We start from the raw sequence: 13,008 nt of genomic DNA, 5'->3' as shown, positions 1-13,008 counted from the left end.
TCGGCGCTCGCGCCACGGGGAGTCGAATGCGGGCTCAGCCCGCGGCCGTCGGCACCGCGGGATTTCCGCTCCAGCGCGATGCCGGCGGAATGCTTTCGCCCTTCATGACCAGCGTCAGCGGGCCGAGTTGCGCGCCGTCATGCACGACGGCGCCGTAGAGCACCGTGCTGCGCGGTCCGATGTTCACACGCGAGCCGATGTCGACGTGGTGGATCTTCATCACCCGGTCTTCGAACAGGTGGGTCTGCGGGCAGCACTGCGCGTTGAGTTCGCTGTAGTCGCCGATGCGCACGCAGTCGAACTCCGTCAGGTCGGTGGTGTCCAGGTACACGCCGCGGCCGATGCGCGTGCCCAGCAGGTTGAAGGCCATTGGCAGCCACGGCGTGCCGCGCAGGTAGTTCATGAAGTTGGGCACCGCGATGCCTTCGTAGATGTTGGTGGCCGCCTCGGAGAGCCAGACGAAGGGTGTCCACATCGGCACTGCGCGCGGCTTGTAGCGGCGCAGGAACAGCCACTTGAACAAGGCCACGAACACGAAGGTCGAGAGCCCGAAGATCAGGCCGTCCATCGTCAGGTCGCGCAGCACCGCGCCCCAGTTGCCGGCGGCAGCCATCGGCATGACCGCCAGCACGATGCTGTAGCCCGCGGCAATCACGATGGCATGCGGCACGACGATGCGAAAGGCCTCGACCACGCCGCGTCCGAGGCGCCGCAGCGGCGACGGATGGAAGGTGAGCGACTCCGGGTGGCCGCTGAGGACTTCGCGCGCCGGCAGCCGCAGCGCGGGCGATCCCAACCACGTGTCGCCGCTGCGGACCACGTCCGCATCGGGTGCGCGGCCCAGCACGCCGATCAGCACGTTCTCGGGCAAGGTGGTGCCATCGGGAATGTAGGCGCCATTGCCGATGAAAGTCCGGCGCCCGATGACCGTGGGCTGCATCGACATCCAGCCGCCGTCGATTTCCTCGTCGCCGAGCAGCACGGCGTCGGCAATGAAAGCGCCTTCGCCGAGCGTGAGCATGTCCGGCACCACGCCGAGCGCCGTCGAGATCTCCGCGTTGCGGCCCACCTTGGCGCCCAGCAGCCGGTACCAGAAGGGCGCATAGAGCGTGGCATACACGCCGTGCAGCACCTGGAGGCTGGATTCCTGGATTTGGTTGACCAGCCACTTGCCGCAGTAGACGTTGCTGTGCACCGGCCAGCTTCCGCTCTTCAAGCGCGGCAGAACGCTCCAGCGAATGCCCGCCGAGATGAGCGCCGTCAGCACGATCATCACGGGGCTTGCCAGCAGCGCCAGCCCGAAGTACTTGACCAACTGCAGGCTTCCCGAACCCACGTCGAGCCACGGAAAGCGCTCCGTGTCGTCCAGCACGTCGATCAGCATGAAGGTCGGGAACACTGGCAGGAAGAAGAGGGCGGCCACCAGCATCGCGCCTGCGACGAAGAACAGGGCTTCGCCCGTCAAGCGGCGTTTGCCGACCGCCGGGCGAGGGCGCAGCGAGGCGGGATCGAAGGCGCCGACGTCGCGTGCCGGCGAGCCGCTCCAGATGCGTCGCGCCGGCAAGGTCTGCCCGTCGCTGAGCGCGGACTGCCCATCCAGATGGCCCCAATCCTCCACGCGCGTGTTGCCTTCCAGCACGGCATAGGAGCCGATGTGCGCCTGCGCGCCGATGTCGATCGGGCCGAGCAGGAGTTCGCCGCACATCACCCGCGCATTCTCGAGATTGACCGCGTTGCCGACACTGGCGCCGTCGCCCACGCTGAGCAGATCGGGTGCGCGCACCTTTGCCGAGCCGATGTTCACGTCCTCGCCGATGCGTGCGCCCAGTGCCCGCAGCCACCAGGCCTGCAAGGAGGAGCCGTTGATGAAATACGTGGGCGCCGCGTCGCACAGCCGGTCGGCCAGCCACCAGCGGAAATAGGTCATGCCCCAGAGCGGATAGCGCCCCGGCTTCAAGCGGCCTGCGACAAGCCACTTGCCGGCGATCGCCACCGCGAACTCCAGCACCGTGCTCAGCAGGAAGACGAGCATCGACATCCAGATGGCGTAGGGAATCGAATCGCCCGGACCGCCCGTGTAGAAGTGGTAGGTGAAAAACGGCGCGAGCCACTGGCCCATGCGCAGCGCCACCAATCCCGGAATGGCCGCGGCCTGCGCAATGCCGCAACGCCAGCGGCGCCAGGCCGAAGGCGGCGTCCAGTCGGCCACGCGTGCAGCAGGTGCTGCGCTGCTGGCTTGCAGTGCGGCGGCAATGCCGCCGACCGTGCGGTGCTTGTAGATGTCGCGCACCGTGATCTGCGTAAAGCGCGGATCCGTGCGCAGCAGCGAAGCCAGCCGGGCCGCCAGCAGCGAATGGCCGCCGAGCTCGTCGAAGAAGTCCAGGTTGCGCCGGATGCCCAAGCCGGGGAACAGCTTGGCCAGGGCCTCGAACAGGGCGGTCTCGGCGGGCGTTTGCGCCACGTCCGAGCCTTCCGCGGATGCCATTGCCTCGCTCAAAGGCTGGGCCTTGAGCGTCTTGCGATCGATCTTTCCCGAGGTGAGGCGCGGCATTTCGGGCAACAGCTCGAATCGGCTTGGCACCATGTAGGGCGGCAGGCGCTCGGCCAATGCCGTGCGCAGTGCAACCGCCGACACGCTGCCAGCGGTCTCCGCCACGAGGAAGGCAATCAGCTGATCGACACCTTGCACCTCGCGCAGCACCACGGCCACGGTGCCGATGTTGGGCTGCTGCGCCAGCGCGGCTTCGATTTCACCGAGTTCGACCCGAAAGCCGCGAATCTTGATCTGGTCGTCGGTGCGTCCGAGGCAGTGCACGCGCCCGTCCGCATCGATGCGCGCCAGGTCGCCGGTGCGATACAGCCGGGCCTCGCTCGCATCGGTCGCCCAGGGATTGGGCAGGAACTTCTCGGCCGTCAGCTCGGGGCGGCCGAGGTAGCCCGCCGCCACGCCTGGGCCGGTGATGCACAACTCGCCGACTTCACCCAACGGCAGCAGGGTGGGCGCGCCCGTCATCTCGGGGGCGATCACCAGCATCGCGTAGTTGGGCAGCGGCAGGCCGATGGTCACCGGCTCGCCCGCCTTCAGTTGCGCCATGCTGGCCGACACCGTGGCTTCGGTCGGGCCGTAGCTGTTGAAGACCTGTCGGTCCGCCGTGGCCCAGCGCTCCACCAGCGTTGCCGGGCACATTTCGCCGCCAAGATTGATCAGGCGCAGCGATGGCACGTCGCGATCGAACAGGGCCAGCAGCGTGGGTACGGCGTGCAACACGCTCACGCGCTGCTCGATCAGCGCCTGCGGCAGTGCCTCGGCGTCCGACGCGATGCTTTTGGGGGCAATCCAGAGCGTCGCACCCACCAGGTAGCTGATCCAGATTTCCTCGAACGACATGTCGAAGGCAACCGAAAAGCCCTGATAGACGCGGTCGTCCTGACGGATGCCGAGAAGCTCGTTTTCGCTGCGCAGGAAGTGGCAGATGCTGCCTTGCGTGATGGCAATGCCCTTGGGCTTTCCGGTGGAACCGGAGGTGTAGATCACGTAGGCCGGATGCTCGGGGAGCGCGTCCTGGCGACGGTGCAGCGCAGTTGCATCGCTGGACTCTGCCAACAGGGTTTCCGCAGCCCACACCGGTCGGCCGATGGCCGCCAAGCGCGGCGCAAACGCGTTGCAACTGACGATGCCAACGGCATCCGCGTCGTCCAGGCACACGGCAATGCGTTCCACGGGCGTGTCGGCGTCGAGCGGCAGCCATGCGGCGCCGGTCTTCGCGATGGCCAGTTGCATCGTCAGGAGTTCCAGGCCACGCGGCAGCCACAAGCCCACGATGTGTCCGGGACGAACGCCTGCAGCGATGAGTCTGGACGCCGCACGATCCGCCAACTGGTCCAGTTGCCCGTAGCTGAGCGTCTGGTCTCCAGAGATCAGTGCCGTCTGGTTGGGGATTCGTGCAGCGGTGGCTTCGAACAGGTCAGCGAGGATTTCGGTCCGGATCAGGTCTGGCCGCCGTGGGCCGTGGACGATGGGTGGCGAGTCGGATTGGTTGGCGTGGGGAGAAAGGCTGTCGTTGGTGAGATACATCGGGGGAATCTGCAGGCAGTACGCGGCTGGGAATCGGCCGGCTGCGATCCCCTTGATTTTCGCTGTCTGCGGAGTCGTAGTTCGGGCCCCGCGGGGGAGATGCCTCAAAAGTGCGAACTTGTGTGAATCGCCGGGTCTCGTTGATCCATACGAAATAAATACAATGTATATTATGTTAAATCAAGGGCGCACCGCTGATGCTCCATGGCCCTTAGCGCCGCAAGTGCGCAGCGACTTGCGGAAACCCGCATAGCAGCTCTGCGCTGGCGATGGCTTCGTCATTCGGGCCGCGTCAATAGACTGGCAGGACCGAACAAGACGAGCGCGCTTCGCGCCGGAACGGAGACCATGAACGACCTGACCCAACTCAACTACGAGCTGAACGACTTTGTCGCCACCCTCACGCTCAACAGTCCGCCGGTAAACGCGCTCACGCGCACGCTCAACGACGAACTCACGCTGGCGCTGGACCGTATCTCCGAAATGGACGAAGTGCGCGTCGTCGTGCTGACCGGCGCGGGCAAAGTATTTTGTGCTGGCGCCGACCTCAAGGGTCGCGCCTCGGTCATCAAAGGGCCAGGCGACCTGCCCGCACATTCACGACGAACCCGAGAATGTTTTCATGCGATCCGGGAGTGCGCCAAACCGGTGATCTGCGCGATCAACGGCGCCGCACTCGGCTCTGGCGTGGCGATGGCCGCCTCCAGCGACATCCTGATCGCATCGGAAAAAGCATCGCTCGGCCTGCCCGAAGTCGACGTGGGACTGCTCGGCGGCTGCCGTCACGCAATGCGCCTGTTCAGCCACTCGCGCCTGCGCCGGATGATGCTGACCGGCATGCGCGTGCCGGGTGCCGAACTCTATCGCCTCGGCATCATCGAAGAGTGCACCACGCCCGAGGACCTGATGCCCAAGGCGCTGGAACTCGCGGCCACCATCGCGTCCAAGAGCCCGGTGTCGACCCGCATGGGCAAGCACACCCTCAACGTCATCGAGGACATGAGCCTGCGCGACGGCTATCGCTACGAACAGGACATGACGGCGCTGATCGGCAAGACCGACGACGCCAGGGAAGCACAACGGGCGTTCGCGGAAAAGCGCGCCCCGGTCTTCACCGGACGCTGAACCATGGCCGCTGCTGATTCACCCATGCATCCCGGCAAGCTGCGCCCTACCCGGCGCTCGATGCTGCTGGCCGGCGCATCGCTCGGCCTCTCGGCGCTGGGCGTGCCCGCCCATGCTGCCGGCTACCCGGACAAGCCCATCCGCCTCGTCGTGCCCTTCCCCGCCGGTGGCGCGACCGACCTGATGGCACGCACGATGGGCCAGAAGCTGGCAGAACGACTTGGCCAGGCCGTGATCATTGACAACCGCGCCGGTGCCGGCGGCGGCATTGGCGCCGAAGCGGTGGCGACCTCGGCTCCCGACGGATACACACTGCTGTTCGCCACGATGGGTTCGCTCACCATCAACCCGGGTTTGTACAAGAACCTGCGCTATGACCCGATCAAGAGCTTCGCGCCCATCACGCTGACGCACAACACATCCAACCTGCTGGTGGTCAATCCGGACGTGCCTGTCAAGTCGGTGGCCGAACTCATCGAGTTTGCGCGCAAGCGGCCCGGCGAGTTGGCCTTTGCATCGGCGGGCAATGGCACCACCAGTCACCTTTCAGGCGAACTCTTCAAGAGCCTGGCCAAGGTCGACCTGACGCATGTTCCTTACAAAGGCAGCGCGCCCGCGATGACTGATTTCCTTGGCGGCCGCACCTCGATGATGTTTGACACCGCGTCGAACTTCGTCGAGTACGTCAAGAACGGCAGGGTGCGTCCGCTCGGCGTCACGGGTCGCAAACGCCTGCCGTCCATGCCGAACGTGCCCACCATCGCCGAAACACCCGGCATGGGCAACTACGAGATGTCCCTCTGGCTCGGCGTGCTCGCGCCCGCCGGCACGCCCGACACCATCGTCCAGAAATTGCATGATGAGATCGGCGCGGCCATGTCGTCGCCCGACATCGTTCGACAGATGGCTGATGCCGGCATCGAAGTGCGGCTCAGCACACCGACGGAATTCGCAGCGCTGATTCGCACGGATACCGCAAAGTGGTCGGAGGTGGTCAAGCGCTCCGGCGTGCGTCTCGACTGATTTTTCGTTTTCGCGGCCGCATCGTCACACGCGAGACGGCTTCTTTCGATCGGCAGCGTTCTAATCTTGAACAGCAGGCGTCAGGACCGGACGCGGCCTTCAAGACTCAAGGACACACCATGTTTGCCGACCCCTCCCCCAAGACCCAAGGCCTGCTGCAGCGCATGCGGCAGTTCTTCGACCAGCACATCTACCCCAACGAGGCGCGCTACCACGCGGAGATGGACGCCTTCCGCCGCTCGGGCAATGCCTGGCAGGTGTCGCCGCTGATCGAGGAACTCAAGCCGCTGGCACGCGACGCCAGCCTGTGGAACATGTTCCTGCCGCATGAACATCGCGGCGTGCCCGGCATTTCCAATCTCGACTACGCGCCGCTGTGCGAGATCATGGGCCGCGTGTCATGGTCGGGCGAAGTGTTCAACTGCTCGGCGCCTGACACCGGCAACATGGAGACCATCGAGCGCTACGGCACCGAGGCGCAGAAGGACGAATGGCTCGAGCCGCTGTTGGCCGGCCAGATCCGCTCCGGCTTCCTGATGACCGAGCCCGCGGTGGCATCGTCGGACGCCACCAACATCCAGTGCACCATCTCGCGCGACGGCGATGAGTACGTCATCAACGGCCGCAAGTGGTTCTCGTCCGGCGCGGGCAGCCCGCGCTGCAAGATCTTCATCGTCATGGGCAAGACCGACATCGAGGCGCCGCGCCACGCGCAGCAGTCGATGGTGCTGGTGCCGCGCGACACGCCCGGCGTGAGCGTGCTGCGCCACCTCTCGGTGTTTGGCTACGACGATGCACCGCACGGCCACATGGAAGTGCTGCTCGAGAACGTGCGCGTTCCGGTGGGCAACATCCTGCTCGGCGAAGGCCGGGGCTTCGAAATCGCGCAAGGCCGCCTTGGCCCGGGGCGCATCCACCACTGCATGCGCTCCATCGGCGCCGCCGAACGCGCGCTCGAACTGATGTGCGACCGCCTGCGCAAACGCATCGCCTTCGGCAAGCCACTGGCCGAGCAATCGGTCTGGCATGAACGCATTGCCGAGTCGCGCTGCATGATCGACCAGGCGCGTTTGCTGACGCTCAACGCGGCGTACAAGATGGACACGGTCGGCAACAAAGAAGCACGCGCCGAGATCGCGATGATCAAGGTGGTGGCGCCCAACATGTCGTGCAAGGTGGTCGACTGGGCCATCCAGGCGCACGGCGCGGCCGGTGTCAGCCAGGACTTCTGGCTGGCCGAGGCCTATGCGCACCAGCGCACCGTGCGCATCGTCGATGGTCCGGACGAAGTGCACCGCAATGCCATCGCAAAGCTCGAGCTGGCCAAGCGGCCTTTGTCGGAATAAAAGAAAAAGGCTTCAGCGCTCATGACGAGTCGGTGAAGCCAGCGAAGCTCAAGTAAAAGGCGGCCACTTCGGCCGCATTTTTTTCATTCCATCTTGGCGCCCACGGCCTTCGCCAAGCTGCCCCAACGCTCCGATTCTGCGGAGATAAAGGCGCCGAATTCCTCGGGCTTGCTGCCCACGACTTCCACCCCTTGCTGGTCGAACTGCTGTTTCAGTTCGGGAGAGCGCAACGCAGCGCCGACGGAGGTGTAGAGCTTGTTGATGATCTCGGGCGATGTGCGGGCCGGGGCGAGCATGCCGTACCAGTTGTAGGCCTCGGCCTTGGGCAAGCCCAGCTCGCCGACGGTGGGCACATCCTTGAGCACCGCGATTCGCTTGGCGTTGGTCACCGCCAGCGCGCGCAGCTTGCCCGACTGGATGAAAGGCAGCACCACCGGGATGTCGACCATCATCATGTCCACCTGCCCGCCCATGAGGTCGGTCAGCGCAGGAGCCGCACCCCGGTACGGGATGTGGTTGATGTTGAGCTTCGCTTCACGCTTGAGCAGTTCGGCTTGCAGATGCGGCGTGGTGCCGCTGCCGGCCGAGGCGTAGTTGATCTTGCTGGCATCCCCCGTAGCGGCGGCCTTCAGGTCGGCAAAGGTCTTGTACTTCGAGTTGGCGGACACGACCAGCACTGCCGGTACCTTGAGCGCCTGGGTCACAGCGACCAGATCCTTTTGCGGGTTGTAGGGCATCGACGGCACGATGTGCGGCACGATGGCCAGTGCGCCGGCCGACGAGAAGAGCAGCGTGTAGCCATCCCCCGGTGACTTGGCCACAGCATCGGCGCCAAGCAACCCACCTGCCCCACCCTTGTTGTCGATGATGACGGGTTGACCCAGCGACGTGTTGAGCTTTGAGCCGAGCGCACGGGCTGTCTGGTCGACAGGGCCGCCTGCGGGGAACGGCACGACCACGCGGATCGGCTTGGTTGGATAAGCCTGCGCCCATCCTGAGGTTGCGGCCAGTGCAAGGGCCAGCGCGGCGGTCGATTTGATGAGTCTATTCATGGTCAATGTCTCCGGTTTCGTGATGAGTGAACTTTAGGAACATGGCCGCCCTGTCGCATCAATCTCTTGCGCATAGCTGATATGCAGCCTGCCACCATGCAGGCCGCTGGTATGCGCCGCGGCGCATCACAGCGTTGCCGCCCAGGGCGTAGTCCGGAGCGCATCGCAATTCCAGAATCGTCTCCATCCAAAGGAGACATTGCATGACCACCACCCAAGGCCCCCTCTCGCACGTCAAGGTGCTCGACCTGAGCCGCATCCTCGCCGCCCCCTGGGCCAGCCAGATCCTCGCCGACTTGGGCGCCGACGTCATCAAGGTCGAGCGGCCCGGCGCCGGCGACGACACCCGCACCTGGGGCCCTCCGTTCCTGAAGGATGCCGAAGGCAGGGACACGAAGGAAGCCGGCTACTACCTGGCCGTCAATCGCGGCAAGCGCTCGATCACGGTGAGCCTCGAGAAGCCCGAAGGCCAGCGGATCGTCAAGGAGTTGGCGGCCAAGGCCGACATCGTGCTGGAGAACTACAAGGCCGGCACGCTGAAGCGCTACGGCCTCGACGAGGCTTCATTGCGCGAAATCAACCCGCGGCTCATCTATTGCTCGGTCACCGGCTTCGGCCAGACCGGCCCGCGGCGCGACCAGCCGGCCTACGACTTCCTGATCCAGGCCATGGGCGGCCTGATGAGCGTCACCGGCGAGAAGGACGGCCGCCCAGGCGGTGGGCCGCAGAAGGTCGGCATCCCGATCGTCGACCTGATGACCGGCATGTACACCGCCGTCTCGGTGCTGGCCGCACTGGCGCGGCGCAACGAGACGGGCGTGGGCGACAACATCGACATCGCGATGCTCGACGTGCAGGTCGCTACATTGTCCAATCAGGCGATGAACTACCTGGTCTCGGGCAAGGTGCCGCGCCGCAATGGCAACGCGCATCCCAACATCCAGCCGCAGGACGTGTACGCATGCGCCGACGGTGATGTGATCCTGGTGGTGGGCAACGACGGCCAGTTTGCGAAGCTGTGCGAAGTCTTCGGCCGGCCGGACTGGATCACCGACGAGCGCTTTGCCACCAACGCGCAACGCGTGCGCAACATCGGCGAGCTGTCGGGCATGCTGCGCGACGTGTTCGCCGAATGGGAACGCGAGCGGTTGATTTCGGCGCTCGACAAGGCTGGCGTGCCTTGCGGCCCCATCAACACCGTGGCGGATGTGTTCAAGGAGCCGCAGGTCAAGGCCCGCGAGATGCTGCGCTACGTGCCGCACCCGTGCGGCGTGGATGCGCCGCAGGTGGCGAGCCCGATGCGCTTTGCCGAGTCGCCGCTGCAAACACAGAGCGCGCCACCACTGCTCGGCCAGCACAGCGACGACATCCTGGCGGAACTGGGCTACAGCCCGGCCTGCATCCAGTCATTGCGCACTGCGGGAGCGATCTGATGACGGCAAGCATGAAACTGCACTGGTCACCCAAATCGCCCTATGTGCGAAAGGTGATGATCTGCGCGCACGAACTCGGCATGCTGCCTGAACTCGAACTCGTGCGTTCGGTTGCGGCCATGCTCAAACCCAACGCCGCCATCATGGTGGACAACCCGCTGTCGAAGATCCCGACGCTGGTGCGCGAAGACGGCTCGACACTCTTCGATTCGATCGTGATCTGCGAGTACCTGAACGATCGGGCTGGTGGCGCGCTCTTTCCGTTACAGGGCGAGGCACGCTGGCAAGCCTTGCGCTGGCATGCGCTGGGCGACGGCTTGCTCGATGTGTTGATCCTGTGGCGCAACGAGCGCGAACGCGAGCATCCATTGCAGGCATTGGTGGACGCTTTCGAGCTCAAGACACGGGCCACGCTCAAGCTGCTCGATGCGGAGGCCGGCCTGATCGGCAGCGCGCCTTTCTCCATCGGCCACGTGACGCTGGGCTGCGCGCTCGGGTATCTCGACTACCGCTTCGCATCGCTTGGCTGGCGAACGCTGGCACCGCGTCTTGCCGACTGGTTTGCAAGCCTGCAGGCCCGCCCCTCCTTTCAATCCACGGAGCCTGTCGATGGCTGATCAATCCACAAGCATCAGCGGCGCGCTTCCGCTGGACAAGAGCGTCATCGTGATCGGCACCGGCACCATGGGCAGCGGCATCGCGGAAGTGGCGGCCACCGCCGGTCACACCGTGTACCTGCGCGACGCCAACGATGCAGCAGTCGAACGCGGCCTCAGCACGATCCGCGCAAGCCTGGACAAGCGGGTGGCGCGCGGCAAGCTCGACAGCGCGACGCGCGACGCGCGACGACGTCATGAAGCGCGTGCGGTCCACCCTGCCCGACGACGCAATGCGGGACGTCGGCCTGGTCATCGAGGTCATCTACGAAGAGCTCGAAGCCAAGGTCAATGCGCTCTCGGCACTGGAAGACCGATTGCCGCCCGATGCCATCGTCGCCACCAACACTTCGTCGCTCTCGGTGACCGCACTGGCCGGCCGCTTGAAGCGGCCGGAGCGGGTTGTCGGCATGCATTTCTTCAACCCGGCCACCGTGCTGCCGTTGGTCGAGGTGGTCAGCGGCCACGTCACCGCGCCGGAGGTGGCGCAGACGATCTTCGCGACGGCGCTGGCCTGGGGCAAGACGCCGGTGCACTGCCGCTCGACGCCGGGCTTCATCGACAACCGCGTGGCGCGTCCGTTCTATGGCGAGGCACTGCGCCTGTTGCAGGAGCAGGTGGCCTCCCCCGCGACGCTCGATGCGGTGATGCGCGAGTCCGGTGGCTTCCGGATGGGGCCTTGCGAACTCATGGACCTGATTGGCCATGACGTCAACTTCGCAGTCACGCGTTCGGTGTACCAGTCCTTCTTCGATGATCCGCGCTACAAGCCCTCACTGATGCAGAAGGATCTGGTCGATGCGGGCTGGCTCGGCCGCAAGTCAGGCCGTGGCTTCTTCGACTACCGGGAGGGTGCTGCCGCGGTGGTTGTCGACGAACTCGCGACGGACCGGGCACCTGCGGTCATTCGCATTGAAGGCGACCTCGGCCCGGCGCAAGCCTTGGCCGACCTGTTGGGGAAGCTCGATGAATTCCGCATCGAGCGGACGGAAGGCGACGGCCTTCTGCGCGTCGACGGACTCGCGCTCGCGTTGACCGATGGCCGCACTGCGACCGAGCGCGCCGCCGCGCGGGGAGAGGCGGTGGTGCTGTTCGACCTCGCGCTCGACTACGCCAGTTGCAGCCGGATTGCCATCGCAGCGGCGGCCCAGGCAAGCCCTGACGATGTGCGCAAGGCCGCGGGCCTGTTCGGCGCCCTGGGCAAGCACGTCTCGCAACTCGCAGACGTGCCCGGCATGCTGGTGATGCGCACGGTGGCCATGCTGGTCAACGAAGGCGCCGAAGCCGTGTACCAGGGCATCGCGTCCGCCGACAGCGTGGACGCCGCGATGCGCAAGGGCGTCAACTACCCGGTCGGCCCGATGGCATGGGGGCGAGACATCGGGTTGGCCACGGTGCTCCGCACGGTTCGCAATCTCGGCGCAAGCTACGGCGAGGACCGCTACCGCGGCTCCGTGTGGCTGCAACGCGAAGTGCAGGCGGCATCATGAATGCCGAGACCATTCATCCCGTGGTGCGCGTCGAGCGAAGGGGCCGCGTCGGCATCGTGACCATCGACAGGCCGGAGCGTCGCAATGCGCTGAATCTCCAAGTCAAGCGCGACCTGGTCGAGCATCTGGAAGCTCTGGCAAGGGACGATGCGATTGCCGCCGTGGTGCTGACTGGCGCCGAAGGCTATTTCGTCGCCGGCACAGACATCGCCGAGATGTCGACCATGCGGCCGAACGACCATGTGCGGCTCGACACCGACCGCGTGTTCCACGTCGTTCGGCAACTCCCGAAGCCGGTGATTGCCGCCGTGGAAGGCTACGCGCTGGGTGGTGGCTGCGAATTGGCGCTGGCCTGCGACATCATCATTGCGGCCGAGGATGCAAAGTTCGGGCAGCCTGAAATCCGTGTCGGGATCATGCCCGGCGCTGGCGGCACCCAGCGCTTGCTGCGCACCGCCGGCCGCTACAAGACACTGCTGTGGAGCCTGACGGGCGACATGATTCCCGCTGGCGACGCCTACATGGCCAATGTGGTGAGCGAACTGGTGCCCACGGGGCAGGCGCTGACGCGGGCCATCGAGTTGGCCGGGCAGATCGCCGGCATGCCGCCGCTCGCCGTTCAGTCGATTCGTGATGCGGTGCGCCTGGGCGCGGACGTGCCGATGGACAGCGCATTGGCGCTCGAGCGCCGCTACTTCGAGCGGCTGTTCGACAGCGATGACCAGAAGGAAGGCATGCGGGCATTCCTGGAGAAGCGCGCACCACGTTACGAGGGGCGTTGAATCGGGCCTTGCGCGCCCGACAGGCA

At 65.6% G+C, this 13,008-nt stretch carries 9 protein-coding genes and 1 pseudogene; 8 read left to right on the top strand and 2 right to left on the bottom strand.

Annotation, left to right across the window (positions count from 1 at the left end; genetic code table 11):
* Positions 1–34 precede the first annotated feature (34 nt).
* Complete coding sequence (locus QTI66_RS02130; protein WP_286557187.1) at positions 35–4,075, bottom strand: Pls/PosA family non-ribosomal peptide synthetase; 4,041 nt, start codon at positions 4,073–4,075, stop codon at positions 35–37.
* A gap of 348 nt (positions 4,076–4,423) precedes the next feature.
* On the opposite strand from QTI66_RS02130, the gene QTI66_RS02125 reads away from it, so the two are divergent.
* The 3 genes from QTI66_RS02125 (at position 4,424) to QTI66_RS02115 (ending at position 7,569) form a co-directional block, all read left to right on the top strand.
* Positions 4,424–5,200 (top strand): enoyl-CoA hydratase/isomerase family protein, encoded by a 777-nt coding sequence (locus QTI66_RS02125; RefSeq protein ID WP_286557184.1) that lies wholly within the window; start codon positions 4,424–4,426, stop codon positions 5,198–5,200.
* A 3-nt stretch (positions 5,201–5,203) separates the two neighbouring features.
* Positions 5,204–6,223: a Bug family tripartite tricarboxylate transporter substrate binding protein gene (locus tag QTI66_RS02120; RefSeq protein WP_286557182.1), complete on the top strand. Its 1,020-nt coding sequence runs from the start codon at positions 5,204–5,206 to the stop codon at positions 6,221–6,223.
* Between the two features lie 119 nt (positions 6,224–6,342).
* Positions 6,343–7,569 carry an acyl-CoA dehydrogenase family protein gene (locus tag QTI66_RS02115; protein ID WP_286557180.1) on the top strand — a complete coding sequence of 409 codons (1,227 nt, stop codon included), beginning with the start codon at positions 6,343–6,345 and terminating at the stop codon, positions 7,567–7,569.
* Positions 7,570–7,652: 83 nt separating this feature from the next.
* Here QTI66_RS02115 and QTI66_RS02110 read toward each other — a convergent pair whose 3' ends face one another.
* Positions 7,653–8,621, bottom strand: coding sequence for a Bug family tripartite tricarboxylate transporter substrate binding protein (locus tag QTI66_RS02110; RefSeq protein WP_286557177.1), 969 nt, complete (start codon positions 8,619–8,621; stop codon positions 7,653–7,655).
* A gap of 203 nt (positions 8,622–8,824) precedes the next feature.
* Between QTI66_RS02110 and QTI66_RS02105 the strand changes: the two genes are divergently transcribed.
* The 5 genes and pseudogenes from QTI66_RS02105 (at position 8,825) to QTI66_RS02085 (ending at position 12,982) form a co-directional block, all read left to right on the top strand.
* Entirely contained in the window at positions 8,825–10,054 is a 1,230-nt protein-coding gene (locus QTI66_RS02105; RefSeq protein ID WP_286557176.1) for a CaiB/BaiF CoA transferase family protein, read from the top strand.
* An 11-nt stretch (positions 10,055–10,065) separates the two neighbouring features.
* Positions 10,066–10,671, top strand: coding sequence for a glutathione S-transferase family protein (locus QTI66_RS02100; RefSeq protein WP_286557174.1), 606 nt, complete (start codon positions 10,066–10,068; stop codon positions 10,669–10,671).
* Positions 10,672–10,738: 67 nt separating this feature from the next.
* Positions 10,739–10,837: pseudogene (locus QTI66_RS02095) on the top strand (3-hydroxyacyl-CoA dehydrogenase NAD-binding domain-containing protein); the annotation flags it as partial.
* Positions 10,806–12,200 carry a 3-hydroxyacyl-CoA dehydrogenase gene (locus QTI66_RS02090; protein ID WP_286557173.1) on the top strand — a complete coding sequence of 465 codons (1,395 nt, stop codon included), beginning with the start codon at positions 10,806–10,808 and terminating at the stop codon, positions 12,198–12,200. The pseudogene QTI66_RS02095 and the gene QTI66_RS02090, both read left to right, overlap by 32 nt.
* A complete protein-coding gene (locus QTI66_RS02085; protein WP_286557171.1) occupies positions 12,197–12,982 on the top strand; it encodes an enoyl-CoA hydratase-related protein in 786 nt (261 codons plus the stop codon). The genes QTI66_RS02090 and QTI66_RS02085 overlap by 4 nt, the downstream gene beginning before the upstream one ends.
* Positions 12,983–13,008: the final 26 nt, after the last annotated feature.

Source organism: Variovorax brevis, assembly GCF_030317105.1.
Lineage (GTDB): Bacteria > Pseudomonadota > Gammaproteobacteria > Burkholderiales > Burkholderiaceae_C > Variovorax > Variovorax brevis.
This window is presented reverse-complemented; position numbering and strand designations above follow the sequence as displayed.

Coding starts and splice junctions, on each gene's coding strand:
- QTI66_RS02130 (WP_286557187.1), bottom strand. CDS start 4,075: ATGTATCTCACCAACGACAGCCTTTCTCCCCACGCCAACCAATCCGAC.
- QTI66_RS02120 (WP_286557182.1), top strand. CDS start 5,204: ATGGCCGCTGCTGATTCACCCATGCATCCCGGCAAGCTGCGCCCTACC.
- QTI66_RS02085 (WP_286557171.1), top strand. CDS start 12,197: ATGAATGCCGAGACCATTCATCCCGTGGTGCGCGTCGAGCGAAGGGGC.
- QTI66_RS02090 (WP_286557173.1), top strand. CDS start 10,806: ATGCAGCAGTCGAACGCGGCCTCAGCACGATCCGCGCAAGCCTGGACA.
- QTI66_RS02115 (WP_286557180.1), top strand. CDS start 6,343: ATGTTTGCCGACCCCTCCCCCAAGACCCAAGGCCTGCTGCAGCGCATG.
- QTI66_RS02100 (WP_286557174.1), top strand. CDS start 10,066: ATGAAACTGCACTGGTCACCCAAATCGCCCTATGTGCGAAAGGTGATG.
- QTI66_RS02125 (WP_286557184.1), top strand. CDS start 4,424: ATGAACGACCTGACCCAACTCAACTACGAGCTGAACGACTTTGTCGCC.
- QTI66_RS02110 (WP_286557177.1), bottom strand. CDS start 8,621: ATGAATAGACTCATCAAATCGACCGCCGCGCTGGCCCTTGCACTGGCC.
- QTI66_RS02105 (WP_286557176.1), top strand. CDS start 8,825: ATGACCACCACCCAAGGCCCCCTCTCGCACGTCAAGGTGCTCGACCTG.